This window comes from Novosphingobium indicum, from assembly GCF_014645195.1.
GTDB lineage: Bacteria > Pseudomonadota > Alphaproteobacteria > Sphingomonadales > Sphingomonadaceae > Novosphingobium > Novosphingobium indicum.
In genome coordinates, this window is the sequence record NZ_BMLK01000005.1 from 36,690 (window position 1) to 63,263 (window position 26,574).

Annotated in this window: 25 protein-coding genes and 1 pseudogene; 20 read left to right on the top strand and 6 right to left on the bottom strand. The window is 60.9% G+C overall.

Going from position 1 to position 26,574, the window contains the following annotated elements:
- Positions 1-85: 85 nt before the first annotated feature.
- A pseudogene (locus IEX64_RS06180) lies at positions 86-598 on the bottom strand (helix-turn-helix domain-containing protein); the annotation flags it as partial.
- A 137-nt stretch (positions 599-735) separates the two neighbouring features.
- Positions 736-963: a hypothetical protein gene (locus IEX64_RS06185; protein WP_188818817.1), complete on the bottom strand. Its 228-nt coding sequence runs from the start codon at positions 961-963 to the stop codon at positions 736-738.
- A gap of 296 nt (positions 964-1,259) precedes the next feature.
- On the opposite strand from IEX64_RS06185, the gene IEX64_RS06190 reads away from it, so the two are divergent.
- Positions 1,260-2,294 carry a hydroxyacid dehydrogenase gene (locus IEX64_RS06190; RefSeq protein ID WP_188818818.1) on the top strand — a complete coding sequence of 345 codons (1,035 nt, stop codon included), beginning with the start codon at positions 1,260-1,262 and terminating at the stop codon, positions 2,292-2,294.
- Between the two features lie 13 nt (positions 2,295-2,307).
- Here the strand turns inward: IEX64_RS06190 and IEX64_RS06195 are convergent, their stop codons facing one another.
- Positions 2,308-3,147 (bottom strand): putative universal stress family protein, encoded by an 840-nt coding sequence (locus tag IEX64_RS06195; RefSeq protein WP_188818819.1) that lies wholly within the window; start codon positions 3,145-3,147, stop codon positions 2,308-2,310.
- 115 nt (positions 3,148-3,262) lie between these two features.
- Here IEX64_RS06195 and IEX64_RS06200 point away from each other — a divergent pair, with 115 nt between their 5' ends.
- The 4 genes from IEX64_RS06200 to IEX64_RS06215 all read left to right on the top strand — a co-directional run bounded on the left by IEX64_RS06200 (position 3,263) and on the right by IEX64_RS06215 (position 7,293).
- Positions 3,263-4,885, top strand: a complete 1,623-nt coding sequence (locus IEX64_RS06200; protein WP_229710102.1) for a PAS domain-containing sensor histidine kinase — start codon at positions 3,263-3,265, stop codon at positions 4,883-4,885.
- Entirely contained in the window at positions 4,875-5,495 is a 621-nt protein-coding gene (locus tag IEX64_RS06205) for a response regulator transcription factor (protein ID WP_188818820.1), read from the top strand. The genes IEX64_RS06200 and IEX64_RS06205 overlap by 11 nt, the downstream gene beginning before the upstream one ends.
- A gap of 99 nt (positions 5,496-5,594) precedes the next feature.
- A complete protein-coding gene (locus IEX64_RS06210; protein ID WP_188818821.1) occupies positions 5,595-6,026 on the top strand; it encodes a response regulator transcription factor in 432 nt (143 codons plus the stop codon).
- A gap of 622 nt (positions 6,027-6,648) precedes the next feature.
- Positions 6,649-7,293, top strand: coding sequence for an RNA polymerase sigma factor (locus IEX64_RS06215; RefSeq protein WP_188818822.1), 645 nt, complete (start codon positions 6,649-6,651; stop codon positions 7,291-7,293).
- Between the two features lie 181 nt (positions 7,294-7,474).
- Here the strand turns inward: IEX64_RS06215 and IEX64_RS06220 are convergent, their stop codons facing one another.
- Positions 7,475-8,986 (bottom strand): efflux transporter outer membrane subunit, encoded by a 1,512-nt coding sequence (locus tag IEX64_RS06220; protein ID WP_188818823.1) that lies wholly within the window; start codon positions 8,984-8,986, stop codon positions 7,475-7,477.
- A 332-nt stretch (positions 8,987-9,318) separates the two neighbouring features.
- On the opposite strand from IEX64_RS06220, the gene IEX64_RS06225 reads away from it, so the two are divergent.
- The 15 genes from IEX64_RS06225 to IEX64_RS06295 all read left to right on the top strand — a co-directional run bounded on the left by IEX64_RS06225 (position 9,319) and on the right by IEX64_RS06295 (position 25,063).
- Positions 9,319-10,290, top strand: a complete 972-nt coding sequence (locus tag IEX64_RS06225) for an HlyD family secretion protein (RefSeq protein ID WP_229710103.1) — start codon at positions 9,319-9,321, stop codon at positions 10,288-10,290.
- 3 nt (positions 10,291-10,293) lie between these two features.
- Positions 10,294-11,997, top strand: a complete 1,704-nt coding sequence (locus IEX64_RS06230) for an ATP-binding cassette domain-containing protein (RefSeq protein ID WP_188818824.1) — start codon at positions 10,294-10,296, stop codon at positions 11,995-11,997.
- A complete protein-coding gene (locus IEX64_RS06235; RefSeq protein ID WP_188818825.1) occupies positions 11,994-13,088 on the top strand; it encodes an ABC transporter permease in 1,095 nt (364 codons plus the stop codon). The genes IEX64_RS06230 and IEX64_RS06235 overlap by 4 nt, the downstream gene beginning before the upstream one ends.
- Entirely contained in the window at positions 13,088-14,188 is a 1,101-nt protein-coding gene (locus tag IEX64_RS06240; protein ID WP_188818826.1) for an ABC transporter permease, read from the top strand. The genes IEX64_RS06235 and IEX64_RS06240 overlap by 1 nt, the downstream gene beginning before the upstream one ends.
- Before the next feature lie 291 nt (positions 14,189-14,479).
- Positions 14,480-15,091, top strand: a complete 612-nt coding sequence (locus IEX64_RS06245) for a LemA family protein (RefSeq protein ID WP_188818827.1) — start codon at positions 14,480-14,482, stop codon at positions 15,089-15,091.
- A 15-nt stretch (positions 15,092-15,106) separates the two neighbouring features.
- Positions 15,107-15,892: a TPM domain-containing protein gene (locus IEX64_RS06250; RefSeq protein ID WP_188818828.1), complete on the top strand. Its 786-nt coding sequence runs from the start codon at positions 15,107-15,109 to the stop codon at positions 15,890-15,892.
- Positions 15,861-16,577: a TPM domain-containing protein gene (locus tag IEX64_RS06255; protein ID WP_188818829.1), complete on the top strand. Its 717-nt coding sequence runs from the start codon at positions 15,861-15,863 to the stop codon at positions 16,575-16,577. The genes IEX64_RS06250 and IEX64_RS06255 overlap by 32 nt, the downstream gene beginning before the upstream one ends.
- A 94-nt stretch (positions 16,578-16,671) precedes the next feature.
- Positions 16,672-17,874 (top strand): MFS transporter, encoded by a 1,203-nt coding sequence (locus IEX64_RS06260; RefSeq protein ID WP_188818830.1) that lies wholly within the window; start codon positions 16,672-16,674, stop codon positions 17,872-17,874.
- A 205-nt stretch (positions 17,875-18,079) separates the two neighbouring features.
- A complete protein-coding gene (locus tag IEX64_RS06265) occupies positions 18,080-18,505 on the top strand; it encodes a YHS domain-containing protein (RefSeq protein ID WP_188818831.1) in 426 nt (141 codons plus the stop codon).
- Between the two features lie 177 nt (positions 18,506-18,682).
- Positions 18,683-19,636, top strand: coding sequence for a 1-phosphofructokinase family hexose kinase (locus tag IEX64_RS06270; protein WP_188818832.1), 954 nt, complete (start codon positions 18,683-18,685; stop codon positions 19,634-19,636).
- Between the two features lie 7 nt (positions 19,637-19,643).
- Positions 19,644-20,252, top strand: a complete 609-nt coding sequence (locus IEX64_RS06275; protein WP_229710104.1) for a sodium:calcium antiporter — start codon at positions 19,644-19,646, stop codon at positions 20,250-20,252.
- Positions 20,182-21,213, top strand: a complete 1,032-nt coding sequence (locus IEX64_RS06280) for an IS110 family RNA-guided transposase (RefSeq protein ID WP_188818833.1) — start codon at positions 20,182-20,184, stop codon at positions 21,211-21,213. Before IEX64_RS06275 ends, IEX64_RS06280 begins: the two co-directional genes overlap by 71 nt.
- A gap of 279 nt (positions 21,214-21,492) precedes the next feature.
- Complete coding sequence (locus IEX64_RS06285; protein ID WP_229710105.1) at positions 21,493-21,999, top strand: sodium:calcium antiporter; 507 nt, start codon at positions 21,493-21,495, stop codon at positions 21,997-21,999.
- Positions 21,999-24,719, top strand: coding sequence for a cation-translocating P-type ATPase (locus IEX64_RS06290; RefSeq protein ID WP_188818834.1), 2,721 nt, complete (start codon positions 21,999-22,001; stop codon positions 24,717-24,719). The genes IEX64_RS06285 and IEX64_RS06290 overlap by 1 nt, the downstream gene beginning before the upstream one ends.
- Positions 24,716-25,063 (top strand): hypothetical protein, encoded by a 348-nt coding sequence (locus IEX64_RS06295; protein ID WP_188818835.1) that lies wholly within the window; start codon positions 24,716-24,718, stop codon positions 25,061-25,063. The genes IEX64_RS06290 and IEX64_RS06295 overlap by 4 nt, the downstream gene beginning before the upstream one ends.
- Before the next feature lie 286 nt (positions 25,064-25,349).
- On the opposite strand, the gene IEX64_RS06300 is transcribed toward IEX64_RS06295, so the two are convergent.
- Together IEX64_RS06300 and IEX64_RS06305 are read right to left on the bottom strand one after the other, a co-directional pair.
- On the bottom strand, positions 25,350-25,835 hold the full coding sequence (locus IEX64_RS06300) for a hypothetical protein (protein ID WP_188818836.1): 486 nt from the start codon (positions 25,833-25,835) through the stop codon (positions 25,350-25,352).
- 253 nt (positions 25,836-26,088) lie between these two features.
- Positions 26,089-26,562, bottom strand: a complete 474-nt coding sequence (locus IEX64_RS06305) for a hypothetical protein (protein ID WP_188818837.1) — start codon at positions 26,560-26,562, stop codon at positions 26,089-26,091.
- Between the last annotated feature and the right edge of the window lie 12 nt (positions 26,563-26,574).

The window sequence follows — 26,574 nt, forward strand, 5'->3', positions numbered from 1 at the left end:
GCTATCCCCGAGACTGGATGACAGAACAGCCTCCGTCCCCCTCGGGACAGCAATCTTACTGGTAACATTCTGCTTGAGGCAATGCGCCGTCCATCCACGCCTCGGCAACGGCAGCGGGATAAGCGCGCACATGGCAGGCATCGCTGTGCGGCAGATCGAGCACGAAGAAGTGCGCCTTCTGCTCCACCCCACCGATCTCGACCAGTGCCTCGCCAAAATCAGCCTGGGCATGGCCGGGAGCGTGCGCCAGCGGCACGAACATCTCCCGCCGACGCTGGTTCCGCTCCCGGACGTAATCCTTGATGATCGTGTAGCCGCCGGTGAAGCCATGCTCCTCGCGAAGACGGTCGAATACCCGCTTCGCCGTATGGCGCTGCTTGCGCGGCACATCACGGTCTTCATCCAGCCACGCATCGATGACCAGAATGAACGCTTCCAGCTTCGGTCGCCGCACCGCAGCCGTGCGCCGGTAGCCGGGCGGCTCGGAATATGACAGCATCTTGCGAACCGTGTCGCGCGATATGTTGAAATGCTTCGCTGCCTCCCGCTGGCTCATGCCTTCAGCGCAAGCCAGGCGAACCCTCAGATAAAGTTCCACGGTGTAAATCCCTCATCCCTCCCCACCAGCTTCGCGAAAAGGGAAAAAGTGGACGACTTTTACGCCGCCCGCAGCAACACTGCGCCGCCGCTACCGTGGTCTAATTTTGCACCGCCGTTCTCAGCGCTTTGGGTCGGCTAAATTCTTTGGCCGATGATCGATTTCGCGCGGACTGCGATTGACTCGTCACGGAGGTTTTCGATGAGCCAATAGGTAGGTCTATAATGGGGGGCATCGGCCGCGATGTTATATACGCCGAGGTAGATCGCGATCGCGGCCAGCCCGGCGAATATCAGAAGCGTGAGGGCGACGAAGGTCGTGCTTGGCAAATGGCGCCGGAAATCGAAATTTCGCAATCCAGCCATTGGTTGTCTCCCGTAACAGCGCCCACAGGTCGGGCGTCCATGTGCGAGGCGCTGTTTTTCGCGCGCCCTGAACACAATACGCAGTATGAAGCCCTATCCCTCGAATGAAGCTGATAGATTGCTGCGCTGGAGGTTGCCGATGTTCTCACGCCAGCTTGAGCGCGACTGTCGAAACCGGGATCCGGCGAATTCCGACCGGCCTGTAACCACGGGGTTTGTCGCGCGTCCCAATAAATGAAGGTAGCCGTGCCTCGCTTTTGGCTGTCTTTCGTTTCCTAAACGGGCAAGAGGGCCACATGAAGCTGATCGCATTCGAAACCGAAGCTTGGGAGGCCGAGGCGTGCCACGCCCTTCCGCCGGAGATCGAGTTCACCTGCACCGAGGGCGCGCTCGACGAAACCAATGTCGCCGCCTACCACGACGCGGAAATCATAACGGTTTTCGTCCATTCGAGATTGACGATACCGGTCCTGGCCCAGATGCCACATCTCAGGCTTATCGCGACGCGGTCGACCGGCTATGATCACATCGACCTGAACTTTTGCGCAAAGGCGGGCATCGCTGTCGCGAATGTGCCGGGCTATGGCGATGTGACTGTCGCCGAACATGTGTTCGCACTCCTGCTGGGCTTGGCGCGCCATCTGCCTGCCTATAGCGAAAGGGTTCGGCATGGCGATTTCGACCCGGCCGATTTGCGAGGGTTCGATCTGTTCGGCAAGACCATCGGAGTGATCGGCACCGGCCGGATCGGCCAATGTGTCATCCGGATCGCCCGCGGTTTCGGAATGAGCGTGGTCGCCTATGACATCTCGCCTCGCAATGAGATCGCCGAGGCTCTTGATTTTCGATATGTCGATCTCCCTGCCTTGCTTGGCGAAGCCGATATCGTTTCGCTGCACCTGCCCGCGACCTCGGGCACGGAGGGGATGATCGGGGATGCCGAATTCGAACTGATGAAGGAGGGAGCCGTTCTGATCAACACGGCCCGTGGCAACATCATTGAGACCGAGGCTCTCGTTCGAGCGATCACCAGCGGCAGGATACGGGCAGCGGGTCTTGATGTTCTTCCGCAGGAGCCGCTTATCCGGGACGAAGCCGAAGTCTTTCGTGGACGCGAGATTGGGGCGGACGCACTTAAGGAACTGCTTGCCCATCATGTCTTGGCGAGCGCTTCCAATGTCCTCATCACGCCGCATGTTGCCTATAACACTGAGGACGCTCTTCGCCGGCTCATCGACATGACGATCGAGAACATTCGTACCTTTGCCGCAGGCAATCCGATCAACCTTGTGGCGATGGACTCGGAGCAGGCTCGTGCGGTGAGCGTTTGAAGCTCTGGGACCGTCAATGCGACAGAAGCAACGGGATTGGACAATCAAGAAGCAACGTGCGCGTGACGCCCCCGAACATCCTTTCACGATAGCGCGAATGGCCGTAGCCGCCCATGACAATGCACGAGACCCCCAATTCGCGCGCCGAGGCAGTAAGCGCTTCTGCCACCGATGGCTCGGCTGGCCGCTCGTGTATTTCCGCATGAATCCCGTGCCGTGAAAGGTAGGCCGCGACATCGGTCGGTGGAAAGTCCAGGCGCTCTTCCGCGATCGTCACAATATGCACGCTTGCGGCCGCTCTCATCATTGCGAGGCTGTGGCGGACCGAATTGGCGGATTCCGCCGTACCGTTCCAGGCAATCATGATTGGATCGCCGGGGTCGAATTGCGACGCAGTGACCGGCACGGCTAGAATCGGCACGTGGCCATGTACGACAAGCGCTCCAACCGTGGAAATGTCCGGTGCCTCATCTCCTGTAGCGGCCACGATCACATCGGCCAGCAGCGCCTCTCTGAGTATCTCGATGGCGCTGTTCCCGTTTCTGGTGCGCCAGTCCCAGGACACCATATCGCTGTTCAGCCGCGCTTCCAGAGCAGCGCGCAGCTCGCGCGCGGGCACCTCGACGCTGTCAACGAAGAGATTGAAAGTTTCGGGTGATACCGGACCGTCGGCCGGAAAATAGGGGGTTGGCGTCACCTGGAGGCAGGTAAGATGGCCATCTTGATCGCGGGCCAGCGACAAGGCCGTCTGGAAACGGGCTCCCATCCCAGGATCGTCCTGGACATGCAGTAGGATGTTCTTCACGCGCACCTTCTCTTTGAGCGATCGCGGCAACAGGTCTGACGCCGACATTTAGACGTTCCCAGATACCGGTAATTACGGTCACCCTAAAAATTTTTCTCATTAGCATGAGGGATACGGGCGGCGGGTGCGTATGACAAACAACGGCAGAGCCGGACAGCGAGGTTTGGCGATCAGCGCAATGGGGATTTTGCCTTGCCGTCAGCCGATGGATTTCAAGGCAGAAGATGAGGCGATGGAAGGACCCGAAAATCAAAGACCCATGGCAGGAAGGGTTGGCGAGCCAAGCGTCGACCAACTGCTGCGCTTTATCGACTGCCTTGAAAATGAAGCAATTCTCATGCTCGATGAGGCAGGATGCATCACGCTCTGGAGCAAGGGTGCTCAGCAAATCAAAGGATGGAGCGCGGACGAAGTGCTGGGCCGGCACTGGTCGATCCTGCATCCGGCGGAGGCGATTGCCCAAGGCAGGCCGGATCATGTCTTGGAGATTGCCCGAACAGAAGGGCACTATTTCGGAGAGGAGCTTCGTGTCCGCAAGGATGGGGCCGAGTTTCTCGCACAAGTAGCCATTCATACCCTGCGCGACTTGGACGGAAATATCGTCGGCTATGGCAAGGTTGTTCGCGACATCACTGAATGGCAGCGTGCGCAATCCGCCTTGCAGACCCAGGAAGACCATCTGCGATCCATCCTTAATACCGTGCCGGATGCAATGGTGGTGATCGACGAAAGAGGAATTATTCAATCATTCAGCGCGACGGCGGAAAGGCTCTTCGGGTACCGGGAGGATGAAGTTGTGGGGCGCAACGTCAGCCTGCTGGCCCCCTCCCCCCATCACGAAGCCCACGATGGTTATCTCGCGCGATATCTCGCGACAGGGGAACGGCGCATAATCGGCATCGGTCGCGTGGTGTCTGGCCGCAAACGCGATGGCAGCATTTTCCCGATGGAGCTTGCAATAGGTGAGGCCGTGAAAGCAGATGGTCACCGGTTGTTCACCGGGTTCATCCGGGATCTGTCGACCAAGCAGGACGTCGAGCGGCGCTTGCAGGATCTCCAGGACGAGCTGATCCATATTTCTCGCGTGTCTGCAGTGGGAAGCATGGCATCGACGCTTGCCCATGAGCTGAATCAGCCGCTGACGGCAGTAGCCAGCTACGCAATGGCGGCAAAAGCGCTTTTGGACGCCGATCGACCAGATGCCGCAGCGGAGGCCCGTCAGGCGCTTGCTGATGGCATCGCCGAAGCGGTCCGCGCCGGTCAGATCGTGCGTCGCCTTCGGGATTTCGTTTCGCGGGGTGAAACCGAGCGGGAAATTGTTGGTTTGACGAAATTGATCGAAGAGGCTGCGGCGCTTGCGCTTGCCGGCGCGAGTCTGCGTGGGGTCCGTGTGGAGACGAACCTCGACCCGGCCGTGATGCGTGTCCTCGTCGATCGCGTCCAGATCCAACAGGTCCTGCTTAACCTGATCCGCAACGCGGTCGAGGCGATGGAAGGCTGCGAACGCCGGGATCTCTTGATTTCGACAGCGGCCGTCAGCGACGAGGAGGTCGAACTGGCGGTCACCGATAGCGGCGTCGGGATTTCGGACGAGATTGCCGAACGGTTGTTCGAACCCTTCAACAGTACCAAGGCGCAGGGCCTTGGGGTGGGCCTTTCCATATGCCGCACCATTGTCGAGGCTCACGGGGGACGCCTCTGGGCCGAGCCAGGACCAGAAGGAGGTACGGTGTTTCGTTTCACGTTGACGCGGATGGATCGAGCGGAGCAGCAAGATGTCCGTTGAGAAGCTCGTCTATATCGTCGACGACGACGGCGCCATTCGCCGTTCGACCAGCCTTTTCCTCCGCACCCAGGGCTATGCGGTCGAAAGTTACAATTCGGGCGTGTTGTTTCTCGAGGCAGCTCAAACGCTGAGGCCGGGCTGCGTATTGCTTGATGTGCGAATGCCCGAAATTGACGGGGTCACAGTGCTTGAACGGTTGCGCGCCGGGGGATCGGATTTGCCGGTGGTCGTGATGACCGCGCATGGCGACATCGGCACTGCGGTCACAGCGATGCGCAAGGGTGCTCACAATTTCATCGAAAAGCCCTTCGAGCAGGACACGATACTTCAAGCTCTGGAGGAAGTCTTTGCTATCGCCGAGCAGGCGGATGCACAACGGTTGACCGCGGCTGCGGCAATGTCGCGCATCGAAACGCTGACGCCTCGTGAACGCGATGTGCTCGAGGGCCTGGCCGCCGGGCAGACCAACAAGATGATCGCACGCGCCCACGGCATCAGCCCGCGGACCGTGGAGATCCACCGGGCCAACATGATGGAAAAACTCGGTGTGCATACATTGCCCGAGGCCTTGCGCATCGCGCTGATCGCGGGCCTCGGCACCGACCTCTAGCCTGCCTACTTATTAAGGGAACGCACCTATACTGCGCGGCCGGAGGCCAGCGTAGGCCAGAAGCGGCAACCCTTGAGTTGTCGCGACAAATAGTGTGGGATGTTCGGTGTGATCAGGACTGACGGGAAGGACGATGCCAGCCACTGCGTGCAGCTCGTCGACGACGACGAGGCGGTGCGCCGGTCCGTCAGCCTGCTCCTTCGCGCGCACGGCTTCTGCGTCTGCGATTTCGGTTCGGCCACCGAATTGCTGGGAAGTGACACCTGCAGTGGTTGTCATTGCCTGATCACGGATTATTCGATGCCATCGATGGACGGGATCACGCTGCTTGCACGGCTTCGCCAGAGCGGATGGCCGGGGACCGCCATTCTTATTACCGGTCGCTACCAGCACGATCTGGAGAAACGCGCGCTGGAAGCAGGGTTCTCCGCATTGGTTGAAAAACCCCTGACCGACGAGAAATTGGTCGGCTTGATCGCGCAGTGCCTCGATAGGCCGCCACTGCCGGACAGATCCCGACCTGCGTCCTGACCAGAGCGGAAGCGTCCGTCGAATTGCCGCGCCGGAAACCTTGATGCGGGGCTTCCATCTTCTGTCATATCTGCCGGCCGAGCGCCATGATCGCGGCCATCCGGGCTCGCACCTCGTGCAACTTCCCGGCGGTCATGGCGCTTCGATTACAGCGCAAACGATATGATGTCGCGTCGCATTAGGTAACCGCCCGTAGTCCTTCTGGCAGAAACGCGTGATAGCCCGTTCCTATCAGATGAGTGGAGGGCACCATGCTGGCGCAGTCTGGTTCTGTTGGATGTGGAATAGAAAGCACCGCAATATCTTACAAGAATAGCGCGTCTATTTTCAATATGATGCAACATTCTCCCAGTGCCACGTACAGCATCGTTCCGAACGTTTTTCATGATTTTCGCAATTCATTGACGGCGCTGAATGGCGGCGTGCGGATGCCTGGAGCCCCCCGGTCGGGAACCTGCCAAAATGCTGTTCGCCGGTTTGGTTTAAGTCCTCCCTCGGGATCCAGCCGTCGATGCACTCGTCACAAGAGCCATGCGGTGAAGCCTAATGCGCTGTCCATTGCGATCCGGCACCATTCTTGCCGCGCCGGGATGAGACTGCCGTCGAAATAGGGAGTACAGCCATGTTCGACATATGCCCTGACAACGAAACTCACGCCGAGGAAAGCGACTCCTTCGGTGGGGACGCGGCAGATGAAACGAAGCGCCGCCTCGTGCGCAAGGAACTTGCGTGTTGTTACCAGCGCTACCGGGCCATGGCCGCTCGCCGGTTGCGCGACGAGGTTGCGGCCGATGACGTGGTGCAGGCGTTCGCGCTCAAGGCGCTGGAGCGATTCGAACAATTACGTGACGCGCGAGCTGTCCATGGCTGGCTTCGCCGCTTGTTCGAAACCACGTTGATCGATTTCTGCCGACGCCGGGGAACCCGCCGCCAACGCGAGGTGACATTCGAGATAGAGCATCACGATCGTCCGCACGAGGCCCTGACGGACAGCTTGCCAGATCCGGAGGGCACGATCTTGGGCCTGATGTCGAACATCAGGCAGGAATATGCGGATGTCATCTACCGGCTTGACCTGCAAAACCAGCCCAAGGAGGACGCGGCGCAAGAGCTGGGCATAACCGTGAACAATCTGACGGTCCGGGCCCACAGGGCGCGACGTGCACTTCGCGACGCGATCGATTCAGTGCCGGCTTCGTTCGGCGCTTCGCTCCCCACTTCAGGAGGTACGGCTTGCTCACCGGCATTTGCGCTGGCGAGCGCATAGGGCTCCCAACATTGGCCGCCGCGGTCGCCATGCCTCAGCCATCGGCTGAGGGTGTGGGGTTCCAGCTTCGGTTCGAAAACTAGCTTGCTGCTGCGGACGATTTAATGATCCGCGGTTCGCCACAACGGACGGACTGGTGAAACCAGACGAGATGCTTCCATCTCGATTGCCGTAACATCGGTCATCGATGCGATTGGTCCGCTTGGTCCGCGCAGGAATTGACTGCGTCCGCCGATCCCTCCCATCCGCCGCCAAGAGCCTTATAAAGCGCGACAAGGCGTATTGAGATGGCCGTCGTGCTGTCCGCGTGCAGCGCCTCACTTTCATGCAATGTCCTTTCCGCATCGAGCACTTCGAGAATGCTGTCGAGGCCATTCTCATAGCGCAGCCGGGCCAGGCGAACCGCGGACCTGTTCTGGCTCACCGCCTCGACGACAGAAGCGCGCCGCTTCTGCTCCTCGGCGTAGGCGGTAAGAGCACTATCCACCTCATGCAGTGCATTGAGCACGGTGCGCCCATAGTCGACCGCTGCCGCTTCAGTGCGATAGCCTGCCGCCGCGACCTTGGCGCGGCGGCGTCCGCCGTCAAATAGTGGCGCGGCGAGCTGGGGACCAACCAAGCCGAACCGGCTTGCCCAATCAAACAGGTTGGTGAGGTCCTGCGCCTGATATCCTCCCGCGACGGTCAAGGTCAGGCGCGGAAAGCGATCGGCAATAGCAACGCCCTGGCGCGCGGTCGCCGCATGGAAGCGCTTTTCAGCGCTTCGAATGTCGGGACGCCTGCAAAGGAGTTCTGCGGGAAGACCGACCGCGACCTGCGGCGGAATCACTGGGACCGGTTTGGCGGATTCGAGCTGGCTCCTGAGCGCGCCAGGCTCGCGATCTATGAGCCGGCTGAGCTCGTTGATGTCGGCAACAATCTGCCGCTCGAGCAACGGGAGCTGCGCCTCGATCAGGCTGGCCTGCGCTGCCGCGCGCGAGACGTCGATCTCGCTCGACAGTCCCAGAATGCGCCTTCGCCTTGCGATGCGCAGCAGATCGCGCGCGGTGGCTAGGTTGTCCAGGGCGACCGCGCGCTTGAGCTGGGCGCCGCGCAGGTCGATGTAGGCACGCGCTACTTCACCGAACAGCGCCACCTCGACGCCGCGCCAGTCCTCCACGGCCGTTGCGGCATCCGCGTCGGCTGCTTCTATGCTTCGCCGGATTCCCCCGAAGAGATCCAGCTCCCAGACCGCATCGAAGCCGAATTGAAATTGTCCGTAGGGGTTCGCGATCGAGGCGCCGGGCGAGTTCGCCAATCCAGGAATATCGCCCGCCAGCCCAAAAAGCTTGCCGCTGGGCGTGTTCTCGCTGATGCGTTGCCCTTGCCAGGATCCGGCGGTGTCGAGCGATGGCCTTGCTGCCGCGCCGACGACGGCGCGTTGGGCCCGCGCTTCCTGGATGCGCAAAGCAGCGAGCCGCAAGTCGGCATTTGCGGATGCGGCTCTCTCTACCAGCGAGGTGAGCATCGGATCGTTGAAGGTCGTCCACCACTTCGGCTGCTGAAAGCCTTGGGTGGTTGCGCGGCTTTGCGGCCCGGCCCCGGGTGAGGACCATGCCGCAGGCACATCGGGTTTCGGACGCTGGAAGTCGGGTCCGACGACACAGCCGCTCAAGGCAGTTGTGGCAAATACCGCCGGTGAGACCCAGGCCATGCGAGCAATCCGCCGACATAGCCTGTCTCGGCGGTTTCCCGCGTTGGTCTGGCTGCCACCTCTCACGTCCGACATCTCCATCCGCTTCCATGTGTAACGGACTGTGACTCCCACGGCTCTATCCGAACAAGCGCCGAAAGGATGGCAATTCTCCAGCGTGTACCGAAATCACAGTCTTCACAGTATCATGACGCGACGGCGTCCAGGATTATTACATGTGACTTTTGTCGCCCCATCGCCGTAATGTCGATGGCGCCGCCGCGTCTAAGGTATCGCCGCGCAATGCCTGACGGCGGATTGATCGCAAACTGAAAGACAGATCGGAGATTGCCTTGGCATTGCAAGCCAAACATCTGACCCGACTGGTGGCCTTCGGGTTGCTCGCCATAGTTGTGGTGTCGGCAGGCCTTTACTGGATGTTGAAACCGCAGCCTCAACCCGCTCAGGTGATCTATGGCAGCGGCCGTATCGAGGCCGACGAGGTCCGGATAGCCGTCGAGCTTCCGGGAAGGTTGCTGGAAAATGCGGCAGTCGAGGGCCAAAATCTTGCGACAGGCCAGCTTGTGGCCCGGCTCGATCCCAATGATTATGTGCTTGAAGCCAATCGCGCCGAAGCACACCAGGCTGCGGCGCAGCGCGCGGCGGCACAGCTCGTTCCGCAGATCAGTCTCGCCCGGCATCACGCACGAACCGCCAGAACCGACCTTCGGCGGTTCGAGGCCTTGTCCGGCGAAGGCGCCGTCTCGGCGCGCGAGGTGGACTTCCAGCGGAATGCCAATCGCGCCGCCATCGACGAAGTTCGAATCTTGCAGGAGCAGCAGGCCAGAGCCGAAGCCGAGGCCGACGTTGCTGCAGAAAACCTGGCTCTGGCTCGGTTGCAGCTCAACAAGACGCGAATTTTCGCGCCCATTTCAGGAGCCGTGCTCGAGCGGCTCGTCGAGCCGGGCGAAGTGCTGGCCGCCGGCCAGGCGGTAGCGGTCGTGGCGAATCTGTCCCGGGTGAGGCTCAAGCTGTTTGTGAGCGAGCGTGATCTCGGCAAGGTGCGCCTTGGTGCCGTGGCGCGCTTGCGCGTCGACGCTTTTCCCGAACGGTTCTTCACGGCGAAGGTGGCGCGCATTGATGCGCAAGCCCAGTTCACTCCTCGCGATATTCACATGGAAGATGAACGCAGCCGGACCGTTTACGGTGTGACACTGGAAGCCGACAATCCCGATGGTCTGCTCAAGCCCGGGATGCCTGCCGATGCCTGGATACTCTGGGACAAGCGAGCTGGCTGGCCCGCGCGCCTGACGGTGCCGGAATAGGCCATGGTGCCGGATTCCATCGTCGAGGCCGAAGGGCTCGGTCGCCGATATGGCGGACGTGCAGTGCTGCAGGATGTGAGCTTTCAAGTCGGACCCGGAGAAGTGTTCGGTGTTGTCGGTCCCGACGGCGCGGGAAAGACGACGCTGTTGCAGATGCTGGCCGCCATTCTCACACCGAGCGAGGGCAGATGCCGCGTACTGGGGGAAGATGTCCGCCGCAGAGCGAGCCTTGTTCAGGCGCGTGTTGGCTACATGTCGCAAGGCTTCTCACTCTACGACCGGTTGACGGTCGCGGAAAACATCGCGTTTGCCGCTGATATCCGTGACGTCCCGAGGACAGATCTGGGTGAACGGCGGGCCCAGTTGCTGGCAATGGCCGGACTGGAGCGATTCCAGGACCGGCGCGAGGGTGCGCTCTCGGGTGGGATGCGCAAGAAGCTGGCCCTCTGCACAAATCTGATTCACGAGCCGCCGCTGCTCATTCTCGATGAACCGAGCCTTGGCGTGGACCCGCTCTCGCGCCGCGAATTGTGGAAGATACTGGATACGGCCAGGGCTGCCGGGCGATCCATCGTCTTTGCGACCTCCTACATGGAAGAAGCGGACGCCAGCGACCGGGTGCTGCTGCTCCGTGACGGCCGTCCGCTGGCGATGGGAACGCCTGCTGAACTTCGGGCCGGGGCGCAGGGCCGGGTTTACCGGATCGGAACCGCCGAACCGGCCTCTATCGAGCGCGAGCTTGCGGCCGATGCGGCAGTCATCAGCTTCCAGCGCCGTTCGGGCAACGAGATTCGGACGCAGTTGCGAATGGCGCGGCCACCCAGGATCAGCGGCAACGCCGTGACTTTGATTGAACCGACCGAGCCGACAATGGAGGATGTCTTTACCGTCAGTTCGGCGGATGCAGCGCCGCCGATAAGCGAACCTCATGCTGCGCCGCCCGCGCAGCAGATGGGAGCGTCGGTCGTTGTTGCCGAGCGTGTTACGCGCCGATTCGGGGCGTTTACCGCCGTCGACAGAGTGAGCCTGTCTATCCGGGCGGGCGAAGTGCTGGGACTTCTGGGCCCGAACGGCGCCGGCAAGACCACATTAATCCGCATCCTTTGTGGGCTCCTTGCGCCTACAGAAGGTCGAGCCGAGATCGCCGGATTCGATGTGGCGCGTCAAAGCGAAGCGGTGCGGGCGCGCATCGGGTATATGTCGCAGAAATTCTCGCTCTACCCGGACCTCACGGCGCGCGAAAACCTCGGCTTTTTCGCTCGAGCCTACGGCGTACCGCGCACCGAGTTCGCGAGCCGGATCGGGTGGGCGGTGGCGCGTGCGGGGCTTGAGCAGATAGACGAAAAGCCGGTCGGAGGTCTGTCGGGCGCGATCCGCCAGCGGCTGGCGCTCGCCTGCGCAATTGTGCACCGTCCTCAGGTGCTGTTTCTCGACGAGCCCACCTCCGGTGTGGACCCGCTCTCGCGCTTCCGGTTCTGGCGGTTGATCGCCGCCCTCGCCGCCGACGGCGTGAGCATCGTTGTCACGACCCATTATCTGGAAGAAGCCACCTTCTGCGATCGACTCGGTCTGATGATGGATGGGAGGCTGATCGCCATCGGTGCGCTCGCGACCCTCAAGGCGGACCTTGGCTTATCCCGAGGTAGCGTCGAGGAGGTGTTCCTAGGGTTCATTGCTCGTGAACGCGAGAACGAGAGGGTAACATGAAGCTGCGGCGCATGTTCGCGTTCTCTCGCAAGGAGGTGCTGGAGATTTCGCGTGATCCCTTCACCTTATGGGTGGCGATCTTCATGCCGCTCGTCATGCTGTTTCTGTTCGCTTACGCAATCTCGCTCGACGTCGAGAACGCGCCGCTGGTCGTAGTCGATCAGGACAAGAGCGCGGCAAGCCGGGAGTTGCAGGCGCGGTTTCTGAACTCGGGTTATTTCATGCTCACGGACGCGCCCCAGGATGCACGCGTGGCCGAGCACGCCCTGATGCGGGGAGAAACGCGCGCCGCGCTATTCATTCCCAACGGCTTTGCGCGACGCTTGAGCCGTGGCGAGCCAGCGCCGGTTCAACTCATCGTCGATGGCACCTATGCGACCACGGCTTCCATCCTTTCGGCCTACGGACGGGCGATACTCTATGCCTTTCCTGGAGAGCTGCGATTGCCGATCCAGCCGGAAGTCCGGGTCTGGTATAATCCGCAGCTAAGAAGCCGCGACTTCATCGTGCCAGGCCTGTTCGCGGTCATCCTGATGGCATTTCCGCCGCTCCTCACCGCGCTTGCCGTAGCGCGGGAAAAGGAACTGGGCACCATCGCGCAGATCTACGCGTCACCCATGACCAAAGGAGAGTTCATCGCAGGCAAGCTTCTGCCCTATGCCGTCCTCGCGTTTCTGGAACTCCTGATCGTGGTCGGCGGAGGCCTTTTATGGTTCTCCGTGCCAATTCGCGGCAGTCTCCTGCTGCTGATCGTGGTTGGCCTCCTCTACGTCGTGTGCACGGTGTCGATTGGCCTGCTGGTGTCCACGCTTGTCAGAACGCAATTGGCCGCCATGCTGGTTGCGCTGATCGTTACTTTGATGCCGGCATTCCTGTTCTCGGGCTTCGTCTATCCCATCTTCACCATGCCTGCCGCGTTCCAGACCTACGCTTCGGCGTTCCCGACGCGCTACTTCCTGGAGGCTTCGCGAGGCATCGTCCTGCGTGGGGCGGGTCTGAAAGAAATCTGGTTCTATGTCGCAATCATTGCCGCTTACACGGCAGTCGTGTTCCTCCTTGCCGCCTGGCGCTTTCGAAAGAGGATTGGCTGATGTGGGGACGTATAGCCGGGTTGACTATCAAGGAATTCACGCAGGTCCTGCGCGACCCGATCATACTTTTTCTTATCGTATATCTCTATAGCGCCGAACTGGTGATTTGCACGCTGGCGCTCGGATTTGACGTCCAGAACCTGAAACTCGGTGTGATCGACCATGACCGGACCGAAGCCAGCCGCTCGGTGATCCAGGCGCTGACAGGAGGCGACAATTTCGTGCTGGCTGCCCAGTTTGCCGACATGCGTCAGGTCGAAGACCATCTGCAACGGGGGGCCCTCGACGCGGTCGTGGAAATACCTCCCGGTTTCGCCCGACGGATCGCAGCCGGTCGCCGAGTCGATCTTGGCGTCGTCGTCGATGGGTCGAATGGCAACATCGCCGCCCGCGCCCGCGCCTATGTCATCGAGATCCTCGCGCGTTTCGCGCAAGAGCGAACCGCCGTGCAGATACACACACATGGCGTGCAGCCGGTTCTGCGAGTCTGGTATAATCCCGACCTGACGAACACCCGATTCATGGCGTTGACGATGTTGGCCGAGGCAGGTCTGATGCTCGGGGTGGTGCTGCCGGCGGCTGCGATCGTACGCGAAAAGCAGGGCGGCACCATAGAACAACTGCGGGTAACCCCTGTTCGCGCTCACGAATTGTTCCTGGCCAAGATCACGCCGACCATCGTGATCTGCTCGGGCGCGGTTTTTCCGGTTCTTTTCATCCTGACGTTGCTGGGCATTCCGGTGCAAGGGGGCATCGGAACCTTGCTTGCATTAACAGTCGTTTTCCTGATGAGCGCGGTCTCGATCGGCGTGTTTGTGGCGACAATCACCAACACTTTGCAGCAGGCCATGCTGGTCAGTTTCTTCGGTTTGTTCCCGCTGCTGTTCCTCTCGGGGACGATCGCGCCGATCGAGTCCATGCCTGGGTGGCTGCAGGCAGCCTCCCAGGCCAGTCCACTGCTACATTATGTGGACATCGTGTCGGGGCTGTTCCTGAAAGGCGCCGGAATCGGCGAACTCTGGTCACACGCCGCGGCCCTTATCGCAATCAGTGCGGCAATGTTCGCCGGAGGTTGGTTCCTGTTCAAGCGGCAGTGGTGAATTTGCGGTCGTGGCCTTCGATATGTGCAAGCATCGAAGTGGCTTGGCACTGCCGATCCATCGCCGACTGAATGCGTTGCGGCCAGACCTTTCCCGGGGCTGAAATCGGCTCTGACTCGCTCAATCTGACCTCGACGCTGTGGCGACTGGCGACTGGCGACTGACCGGATGCCTTCCCGCGTCTCGTTCCACCGCTCGACCAGCCGGAGCTGTAATAAAGCGTTCTCGACTGCGTCGAATGCTGACCACCGTGCGAATGGGAACTCAAACCAGCTCGAAAGAGAGGCAGAGATGATCAGTTGGCCCAAATCCGCCCGTAACTGGGCAATTGCTACCATTGCTGCGTTCGCGCTTGCCGGCTGCGGTATCAATTCTGTACCGACGGCGCAAGAGAACGCAAAGGCGAAGTGGGCCGACGTCCAGGCTGCATTCCAGGAGCGCACCAACCTGGTTCCGAATCTCGCCGTCGTCGCCAAGGGCGCGGCCGAGCAGGAGAAAGGCATCCTCACCGGCGTGATCGAGGCACGCGCCAAGGCAACGAGTATCCAACTCAATGCCAACGACCTCACCGATCCCGCCAAGATGGCACAATTCCAAGCGGCACAGAACCAATTGTCGAATTCGCTCGCGGGCTTCGGTCGGCTGCTCGTCAATGTCGAGCGCTACCCCGAACTCAAGAGCATTACCAACTACCAGATGTTGCAGAGCCAGTTGGAAGGCCAGGAAAACCGTATCCGTGTGGCTATCCGAGACTACAATGGCGCGGTCCAGGACTACAACACGCGCGTCCGCACCTTCCCCGAGATGATTGGCGGCGCGATTCGGGGTGCCAAGCCGATGGTGCCTTATCAGGCGGTGACGCCCGGCTCCGAGGTCGCGCCAAGCCTCGAAGGCAAGCTCTGAGAGCGGCACAGGGCCATGAGGCTTATTTACCCCGTCCTTGCCTTTGTTGCGGCGCTCCTCCTCGTGCTGGCAGTCCTCGTCATGCCCGCGCTGGCCGCGCCGAACTTTCCGCCACTGACCGGCCGGGTAGTCGATGCGGCCAACATCGTCCCGCCCGATATCGAGACGCGGCTGACGCAAAAGCTCGAAGCGCTGGAAAAGAAGTCCGGCCGCCAGCTGGTCGTGGCCACCATTTCGGACCTCCAGGGATATGAGATATCGGACTACGGCTATCAACTCGGTCGCGCCTGGGGTCTGGGTGACAAACAGCGCAACGATGGGGCGCTGCTCATCGTCGCCCCGGGCCAGCGCAAGGTTCGAATCGAGGTCGGCTACAATCTTGAAGGAATTCTGACCGACGGGATGTCCTCGCTGATCATCACCCAGACGATCGTGCCCAGATTCAAGCGAGGTGATATCGGCGGGGGCATAGAGGCTGGAACCGATGCACTGATCCGTCAGCTGACCCTGTCAGAGAGCGACGCTCGAGCCCAGGCCAAGGCCGCTGACCAAGCGACGGAGCAGTCGCAGAGCGACACTGAGGTCGGACCCGCATCCCTCTTCCCGCTGCTGATTTTCGGCATCTGGGCGCTGATGGCGTTCGGTGGCCATGGCCATGGCCGCCGGCACCGGCATGGATCGGGCCTGCCAACGATTCTTTGGGGACCAGGCCTGGGAGGGCGTGGCCGTGGCGGCTCTCGCGGAGGTTTCCGCGGGGGCGGCGGCTCATTTGGCGGCGGCGGCGCGTCTGGAGGCTGGTGAGATGATATTAAGCGATGCCGAGCACCAGAATGTCGCGGACGCTATTCGCCGCGCGGAAACCAGCACCTCCGGTGAAATCCTGTGCGTCTTAAGCGAGGCCGACAGCTACTATCCGCAGGTAGCGCTCGCCTGGGCTGCCGCTATTGCCCTGCTTGTACCCTATCTTCTGTGGCTCACAGGCATCGATATCGGGATGATGATGCCCCCTGGTTGGCAGCCAGGTCATTGGGAGGATGCAACGACGATCGCCTATCATCGTTTCGGGCTCGGATACACCGTTCTGCCTATCGCGTTATTCATTCTGACTTATGCTGTCACGCTTGTCCCGCCGGTTTCTCGGTTTCTCACGCCTCGGCGCATCCGGCGCCAGCATGTCCATCGCTCGGCGCTCGAGCAATTCCGAGCCAGGGGCTTGCGCCGGACCGCCAGGCGTACCGGCGTGCTCATATTCGTCTCGCTCAGCGACCGGCAGGCCGAGGTGATAGCCGATGAGGGAATCTACACGAGAGTTCCGCCAGAGGCCTGGGCCGATGCAGTTGCCACCATAGTCGCCGGCATCAAGCGCAACGAGATCGCAACAGGCCTGGTCGAAGCCGTTGAACGCGTTGGGACGCTGCTTGCAACACATTTTCCGCCTAGTGCGGAGAACCCCAACGAGCTGCCCGACAAGGTCGTCGAGCTTTGAAGCGCTACGAGGACCGGCTGACCGGCATGCCGGCGCCAGAGTCGCTGTTCATCGCCGGAGGATTCGGAATGACGCCTGAGCCGTTTACCGCCAGATGATGCCCGCGCGAGCACTCAGCCCGCTGGCGCTCGCCTCGCTGCTGCTTGCGGTCTTTGTCGTCTGGTTCGGCTACAGTGTCGTGCTTCCCGTTCTGCCTTCATTTATCCTGGCGGCAGATGCCAGCCTGAGTGCGGAGGCTATAGCCCGACACACAGGTTTGGCATCCTCGCTTTACACTCTGGCGCTCTTCCTGTTTGCACCGATGTGGGGCTGGCTTTCGGATCGGCACGGCCGACGGACGGTGATCGCCGCTGGACTGCTTGGCTATGGCGTCAGCCTGCTTGGCGTCGCCTCGCTCGGAGGTATTGCCGGCCTTTATGGCGAGCGGCTGCTGTCAGGACTGTTCGCTGCTGCGATCAGTCCTGTAGCATCGGCCGTGGTTGGCGACAGCGCCCCGAACGAAGAGTGGCGGGCGCGACGGCTTGCCTGGCTCGGCATGGCAGCGACGGCCGGTTTATTTCTGGGGCCGGCCGCAGGGGCCGCTGCAGCAGCGCGCTCTGGAGCGCAATTGGCCTTTGCCGCAACGGCGGCACTTGCAATCATCACCGCGATTGGCTCCCTCCTGCTGCTTCCCCTCCACCTGCCTTCCGCGAAACTGCGCCCCGCTGCTCAGGATGCTGCCAGGCGAAGAGCGGTTCTCTTCCTTCTCGCCCTTTCACTCGTCTTGGGTGTCGCTGTCGGCGTCTTCGAGGTCGGCTTGGTGCTGCGCAGCGATGGTGTGTTGGGGATGGGGGCAACGCAACTGGCGGTGCTGTTTGCAGAATGCAGCCTCGTCATGTTCATTGCGCAGGCAGTCGTATTCTCGCCTTGGTTCAAGGCGACCGCGACCTGGCGAACGATTGCGCCCGGCCTTGCCATCATGGGCGTGGGCGTGCTCATCTTGCCCTGGTCGAACGGGTTACTTGCGCTCTCGGTGGTGGTCGGCTTGGTGGCGGCGAGCGGCGGCGTTCTGGTTCCCGTCTTCACCTATTGGGTGTCCTTGGCCGCTGGACCGCAGCAGGGTACGAATCTTGGGTCACAGGTCGCGGCAGCCAGTCTCGGCCAAGGGATCGGGTCAGCCATCGTCGGGCTGACGTACAACACCGACTTGGTGACAGGCGCACCGTTCGTGCTTGCCGCAACTCTGCTCGTCCTCTCTGCAGTCATGAGTTGCAGCGCCGCAGGAAGGCTTCGGGACCTGAAGCCAGCACCCGAGTAACGCGCCTGTTTGGCAGGCGGAGCGAAATTCGCCCAGACCGGCATCACGACTGTAACGAGACAAGCCCTCCAGCGTCTCTTCGCTGGAGGCCATCGAGCCATTGCGATGCTGGAAGCGGATCGCGTGACTGGTCGGGTGCGCCTCACAGGTACGGGATAGGCGTTCCACGAGCGTCCGGTCCAAAAGCGAGTGTAGAGGATTCGAGATGCAAGAGCTGACGCAGAATTGGACCTGGATCCTCATCGCCATTGCAGTTGCAGCTTTCTTCCTCTTGCGGCGAGTTAACCGACACGGCGGCTTTGGGCAGAGCGGACATGGGCATGGCGGCTTCGATCTCGGAGGCAATCATGGGCACTATCACCATCGCCACTCCAATGATGCGAATCGCAGGGACGTACCCTGGCCGCAACAGCCCCCCGAGACCGTGGTGGACCCGGTGAGCGGAGCTGCGATCCGCACAGCTGACGCGATCACATCGGTCTATCAGGGAAGAGCCTATTATTTCGCGTCGAAGGAGAACCGCGACCGTTTCGAGGCTGCGCCGCAGAATTACGCCAACAAGGTACAGGGAATTCCGATTGGAGGTGAAGATGGTGCGGGGCGAGCTCGCCGCCGGCATCGCGGGTGTTGATTACCAATTGGCTGGCGAGGTAGCGGACTGTTCGGACGCTTGGCGATTTGCCGGGCGGTGGGTGGGTAGCGACGCCAGGTTCGGCCAAGCTGTTCCGGAACGTCGATTGCGCATGATTTGGCGAAGGATCACCGCGTGCCTTCAACCTTGCACACATACGACGGAACGGACATTTCCATGAAAACGATAGCCACCCTGACAATGAACCCGACCATCGATGTCTCCTACGAGGTTGATAGCGTTTTTCACACGCGCAAGATGCGCACCCGCAACGAACGCTATGCTCCGGGCGGCGGCGGCATCAACGTGGCGCGGGTCTTCTGCCGTCTGGGCGGCACCGCACGTTGCTACTATCTGTCAGGCGGCGCGACCAGCGCGGCACTCGACGGTCTCGTCGATATGCACCAGCTGGTGCGCACGCGCATTCCGATCGAACATGACACGCGAATCGCCGCTGCAGTGCTGGAACGCGAAAGCGGCAAGGAATACCGTTTCACGCCGCCGGGACCACCGGTAGCAGCGGAAGAATGGCAGGACTGCCTCAACCGGCTTGCCGAAGCGGATTGCAGTCATCTTGTGGCAAGCGGGTCGCTGCCGCCCGGCGTACCTTCCGATTTCTATGCCCGTGTGGTCAGGATCATGCAAAAGCGGGGAATTCGGACAATACTCGACACCTCTGGCGATGCATTGAAATACGGGCTGGCAGGGGGCGGTTTTTTACTCGTCAAGCCGAGTCTGGGTGAATTGCGCCAGTTCGTCGGTCGTGACCTTGAATCCGTCGAGGAAATCGGTGAGGCGGCCAAGGCCATCGTCGACAAGGGGCAGGCCGAGTTTGTTGCGGTTACCATGGGTCACAGGGGCGCCTTGCTGGCGTGGCAGAAGGGAGTCTTGCACTTGCCCGCGTTGCCGATCGAGGCGAAAAGCGCGGTTGGCGCTGGCGACAGTTTCCTTGCCGCCATGGTTTACGCGCTAACTGTCGGCTTCGAGCCAATCCAAGCCTTCCGCTATGGCATGGCCGCCGGCTCTGCAGCCGTGCTTACCCCGGGCACAGACCTTGCCTTTCCCGAAGATATCGATCGATTATTCGCGCTCGTAGCGAAGCACGACGAGACGCCATCCTTCCGATCGTAACCTGCCGATGCAACTCGTTTTCCCATGGCTTCAGTTCGGTCTCTGCGTCGTCGCGATCGGATTGGCCGGACCGGTGCTGACACGCAGCGGTCAAGCAATCGCGCGACTTACCGGGATGTCGGCCTCCTGGGTTGGGCTGATCATGCTGGCGACAGCAACATCGCTGCCGGAATTGTTCACCGGTATCAGCGCGGTCACTGTAGCCGATGCGCCGAACATTGCCATGGGCGACGCCTTGGGAAGCTGCATATTCAATCTGGTCATGGTGGCGGTGCTCGACACCCTGTCACGCGATACGCCAGTCTGGCGGCGTATCGACCAGGGCCATATCCTAACCGCCAGCTTCGGGATCATTCTGATCAGTTTTGTTGGCGTGCTGGTGTTGATAGCCCGTAGCGACCTCAATTTCCGAATTGCCCACGTCAGCGTATATTCACCGCTTCTCGTGGTGCTCTACGTCGTGGCGATGCGTGCAGCCTTATGGGATGGCCCGCCCCTCACCGACCGGCATTACTATGCTGCCGGAATAGAAGAGGAGAGGACCGATGGCGAATCCGGCGATCAGCATTCTGGGCGTAGATCTTGGCAAGAACAGCTGCAGCATCGCAGGCCTTGATGCCGCGGGTGCTGTCGTGATGCGGCGGCGAATGACGCGCGAAGGCTTGGTCAAATTCGTCTCGAAGTTGCCGCAATGCGTTGTGGCGATGGAGGCATGCTGCGGCGCGCACTTTTTGAGCCGCATCTTCGTGACACATGGACACACCGTACGATTGATGCCGCCGGAATACGTTCAGCCCTACGTCAAGGCGCAGAAGACCGACGACCGGGATGCCGAAGCTATCGCCGAAGCCGCGACCCGTCCGACAATGCGCCTAGTGACGCCGAAAAGCGAAGCGCAACTCGATCTGCAAATCTTGCATCGGGCGCGAGCGAGGTTGGTTGCGGAGCGGACACGGCTGACCAATCAGCTGCGCGCGATGTTGCTGGAGCGTGGTATCATTCTGCCGAAGCGCCGCAGCCCCCTGATCAAACGGCTCGACGAACTCATGGCGAACAATCCGCCTATCAGCGCCAGAATGCTGCGCCTGCTGAACGACTTGCGAGAGGAATGGGCGGACCTGGACCGCAGGATTAGTGCCTATGACGAGGAACTGATTGCAATGACGCGGGAAGACGATCTCGCCCGGCGTCTGGTTACGGTTCCCGGCATCGGCGTGATCAATGCAACGGCCTTGGTCGCCGCAGTGGGTGATGCCAGCGCCTTCGCCAAAGCGCGCGATCTCGCCGCCTGGCTCGGTCTGACACCGCGCCAACACTCTACCGGCGGCAAAACCAAAATGCTGGGGATCAGCAAACGCGGCAATCGTTACCTGCGAACCCAGCTCATCCACGGCGCGCGGGCGGCGATGCGGCACTTCGCCGAAAGACCAACGGCGCTTGGGGCCTGGATCCGCAATCTGCTTGCACGCGCGCATCCCAATGTCGTGGTGGTTGCGCTTGCTGCCAAGCTGGCTCGGATCGCCTGGGCCGTCCTTCGGCGCGGCGACGCATATCGGACGCAAGGAAGCCTGGTCTGAAGTAATTGCGGCCGGACCTAACCGGTTGCCCAACATGTCTGTGGAGGTGAGAAAGATGGCATAACGGTCGAACCGGCGGAGCGGTCAGCCTGATTAAAAATGTGGCGCATGACGCCGATAGCTTTATGAGGCCCCACCCGCGCGGAACCCATCTTGGCCAGGACAACAAGCCTGAGACCGGATACGTTGATGCAGACCCACTAAGTCATCCATTTTACCCTTGCAGACGGGGCGGGCCATACGTTTTTTTATGAGCGTCGCCCCGAGCGGGTCACATCCGTGCTGGACGATGATGAAAAAGAGGGCAGCTCCCTGAAGCGCGCACTCGTTCGTTACATCTTGTCTGCCGCGGTCATCGGCGGAGCGGGAGCATGGCTTCCCTTCGTCGGGCTCGAGATTGCACAAGTGATGGGCTGGAAAACCAGTTTTGTCGGCACTCTGCTCGTGGCTGGGGCCACATCGCTACCTGAGCTGATCATTACCCTCAGCGCGTTGCGGATGGGCTCGGCCGATATGGCGATAGGCAATCTGCTCGGTAGCAATCTCTTTGCGATACTGGTCATCGCCCTTGACGACATCGCCTACACGCAGGGTTCATTCTTCGCCGTCGTCTCACCGACCCATGCGGTGACGGCCTTTGCTGCATCGATCATGGCGGGATTGTGCATCGTTGGTCTGCTTTACAGGCCCGGTAACCGGTTTTTCGGTCTCTTCGGTTGGATAAGCCTGTTGCTCCTCGCCGTCTATCTGCTGAGTTCCTACGTGATCTACCTGTACGGGCATTGATGGGAGCAAAAGTGGACATCGCCGGTAATTCACAAACGGATCTCGAAGCGACTGACTGGCACGCACTTTCCCCAGATCAAAGCCTGGCCCGCGCCGAGAGCCGCATCGACGGGATCAGTAGCGCTGAAGCCCAGCGCCGCCTTGAGGATTGGGGACCCAACAGCCTTCCCGAGCCCGCGCGGACCAGCCCAATGCGCCGCTTCCTGGCGCAATTCAATAGCGGCCTCATTTATTTCCTTGGAGCTGCGGCCCTGGCCTCTTTCATGCTCGGGCACGTCATCGATGGGGCAGTGATCGCATCGGTCGTCATGGTCAATGCGGTCGTGGGCTTTGTCCAGGAAGGCAAGGCCGAGCAGGCCCTGCGCGCCATCGGACATCTCATCTCGCACCAGGCAATAGTGAAACGGGATGGACAACGGACCAGTGTACCAGTGGCAGAGCTTGTGCCCGGCGATATCGTACTGCTGGAGGCAGGGCAGAAGGTGCCGGCTGACGCGCGGATCGTGCGTTCCCGCGCCATGTCCGTGGACGAAGCGCTGCTGACCGGGGAATCACTCACTGCGGACAAGAGTTCGACAGCGGTGGCGGCGAAGTCCGCGCTAGGCGACCGCACCAGCATGGTTTTTTCAGGAACTCTCGTCAAGACCGGCCAAGCGACAGTGGTTGTAACCGCCACGGGTCAGGCGACTGAGATCGGAAAGATCGGCGGGATGCTTCAGGAGGTGACTGAACTTTCCACTCCCTTGCTTCGGCAGATCAACCGCTTCGCCACCCGTTTCACCCGAGTGATGCTGGTTGGCTCGATCCTGCTATTCGCTTTCCTCGTATGGGGGCGGCAGTTCGAATGGAGCGAGGCACTCATAATGGTTGTGGCACTTGCCGTGGGCCTGATTCCGGAAGGCTTGCCGGCGGTGATCACAATCACCCTTGCTATCGGCGTGCGCCGGATGGCAGTGCGTCACGCGTTCATTCGCAAGCTACCGGCAGTGGAGACGCTTGGCGCCGTATCAGTCATTTGCACCGACAAAACAGGCACACTCACCCGCAACGAGATGATGGTCCGCCACGTCTTTGCCGGGAACGCACAAGTGCTGGTCGGTGGCTCCGGCTATGCGCCAGAAGGAGATCTCACCGGTGCGCAGGGCGGTCCCGATGAAACCCGTATTGCGATCCGCGAGCTTGCCTTGTGTGGTCTGTTGTGCGGCGATGCACGGCTCGAACAAGGTGAAAATGGCTGGTCAGTCGAGGGGGACCCGATGGAGGGTGCGCTTATCGCCTTCGCAATGAAAGCCGGCCTCGACCCATCGCACGAGCGCCGCGAATGGCCACGCCTCGACGAGATCCCTTTCGATGCGACGCACCGATACATGGCGACCTTACACCGGTCACCAGAGGGAGGGCATGTCGTGTTTATCAAGGGCGCTCCCGAAGTCGTGCTGCACATGATCGGCAATCCGGCAGTGAGCAAACAATGGGCAGAGCTTATTTCTGCTGCGGCGGCTGGCGAGCGGCTTCTCGGTTTCGCGACGAAGCGAGTGGACTATTCGGTGAAGGCGCTCGACCCCGATTTACTGAAGACCGGCATCGAACCGCTTGGCCTGGCTGGTTTCATCGACCCGCCTCGCCCGGAAGCCCACGACGCGGTAGCCCAGTGCAGGCGGGCGGGGATAGGGATCAAGATGATCACCGGCGACCATGCCGTGACGGCGTTGGCGATCGCCAGACTGATTCGGCTCGCCGATCAACCCAGAGCGATGACCGGCACCGAAATCGAACAGCTCGACGAGGAGGATTTGCTCAACGCTGTCGAGGAGACATCAGTATTCGCCAGGGCCAGCCCTGAGCACAAGCTGCGCATCGTCAAGGCATTGCAGGCGCGAGGCCACATCGTCGCCATGACCGGCGACGGGGTCAACGATGCCCCTTCGCTCAAGCAGGCTGATGTTGGCACAGCCATGGGCCAAAAGGGCAGCGAAGCTTCCAGGGAAGCCGCGAAAATGGTGCTGCTAGATGACAATTTTGCCTCCATCGTCGCTGCGGTTCACGAGGGGCGCACGGTATATGATAATATCCGCAAGGTGATCGCCTGGACTTTGCCGACCAACGGCGGTGAGGCCGTTATAGTGCTCCTTGCGATTCTGATGGGCTTCACCCTGCCGATGACAGCGACGCAGATTCTGTGGATCAATCTCGTCACCGACAGCGCGCTAGGCCTCGCGCTGGCCTTCGAGCCGTCTGAACGCGGGGTGATGGAGCGACCGCCGCGAAACGCGAAAGCGGCTCTTCTGTCCGCCTTCATGCTGTGGCGAGTGCTTCTGGTTTCGATTCTCTTTGCGGCCATGTCGCTTGGCATCTTTTTCGCGGCGCTGGATACAGGGCGCAGCGTTGAAACCGCGCGCACGATGGTGGTCAATATGCTCGTGGGGGCCGGGATATTCTACCTCTTTAGCGTTCGCCATCTCCGTGCCGGTCCGGCCACCTTGCAAGGAGCGCTCGGCACGAAGCCGGTCCTGTTGGCGGTAGGCGCGGTGGTTTCGGCACAGTTGATCTTCACATACCTGCCGTTGATGAACCGTATCTTTGCCAGCCGGCCGCTTTCGATATCGGAATTTGCGCTGATCCTTTTTTCTGCCGCGATGATGATGCTGTTGTTGGAAGGCGAGAAGCGTTTCATGCACCGGTTGGGATGGTTTGAGGAACTACGCGCAGTAAAACCATGATCACAAGTGCAGCCGATGCCGCCTTGGCCCGATCGTTCGAGAACGTCGAACGTCCGAAGATGCGCTGTGCCGCTGTTCCCCAAATGATCGCGCCGATCTCCTCCTCCGCCCCGCGAGAGGTTCGGGGGGATGAAGCTAAGCATAATTGTGTCATTTGCCTGGAAGGAGTCAATGAACTTAGCTCACACTCGCTTTCGCAAGCGTCCTTGGCCGAGCTCCCCTGCATTGATAGCATCGGCGACACGGGCGTGGCCGGCAACCTCATGCCTCTCAGCATCCTGGACGGCGAAAAGCTCGCCCAAGCGTCGATCAAATTCGGCATTCGCGGCTCATCGCCGCCCTGATATGCAATCCACAATTGCATCAGCCGTCCTGAAGAGATCGGCAAGTGAACCTGCAACGGCAAGACCGGCTGTCTCCATTGCTTCCCTACCCTTACCGTTTGCCGCGAACAGCGGCGTCCCGCGGCGCGCAACCTGCTCCACGCGCCAGTCTGCCGGAATGTCGGCGACACTTGCCAGAGGCTTGTCGGGATGGAACAAAACCGATGCCGCGGTACTCGAGGCATCCCATTTTGATCCCATTCGCTGTCGGTATTGTCGCCTCTACCGAGTTTCCAGGCGGTTGGGATCAGTCATGCGTGTACGTAAAATGTACGGTCACTGGCGCAATTCGATGCATCTGATGCGGTTTTTGCATCGGCTGCGATGGTTGCATGTGAGAAGGACGCTCTACGCGGATACCAATCCGGTAATCGATGCCGCGGGCGAAGGTAACGTATCCGCCGAATGTGAGCGCGCCGTCGACTGTCATCGGCTGAAGACGAACTGATCGCTGTATCCCGCCGGGTTCGGTTATGTGCGCCACGACATTGGCCTTTGTTATCCGTGCTCCGGAAGACTTGTCGAACGCCGCCGCAACAACGTGCATGATGTGTTGGCCGCGCCTTGTGCCGCCATGCATCTGTGCCTCGGGATGATCTGCGGGATGTCCGCGCACAACAGCTGCGGGCACCACGCCGAGATAGATCGTGAGACCATCTGCCGTCTGGACGCCATCGACCACGCCGGCATTGCTCATGCCCGGAACAAATAGAATTCCGGCAAGGCCAGCCATTGCCAGCAACTTCCGCGAGAATTGGCATGTTTTCGAACGCATGGCATCCTCCAATTCATGGCCCGATCGATTGGACGCCCTGTCTGGCTCGATGTTACATTTAAGGCTGCAGGTTTCGATTCCTCGAGCGCCACTGGTACCAACTGCCAGACGACCGGCGCATGGAGCTTGCCGGCGATGTCGTTCGCGTTGCGCGATGGCGACGTTGACGTTGGCCGCAACGACGCAGCTTTTTGCTAGCGTGCAGTTGGATTCAGTCGTGCGCCCATGTGAAATGCACCGTCACCGGATGCCGCCGTTTCGGCACAGCGCGCTGTACAATTATGCCAATACGGTAATCGCTGTCGCGCGGGAACGTCGTGTAACCGCCGTAAGTCAGAGCGCCGTTCACTGTCATCGGTCGAAGCGGCACATTCCATTCCCTTCCGCCCTGTTCGTAGATGTGAGCGACGACAGTGGCGTTGGTCACACGCGTGCCACTGGCGTCGAAAATCGCAGCGACCAGATGCATGTTGTGTATGCTCCTGTCCGCAGTGCCGCCATGCATCTGGGGATGTGCCCGCTTCACCGCAGACGCGGGGACCACGCCGAGATTGATCGTGAGCCCGTCTGCCTTCTGGACACCATTGACCACACCGGCGTTGCTGGTGGCCGGAGCAAACAGAAGTGCGGCAAGACCTGCCAATGCAATCACCCTGCGCGTGCGGCCGAGTGTTCTCGAATCCATGGCGTCCTCCTA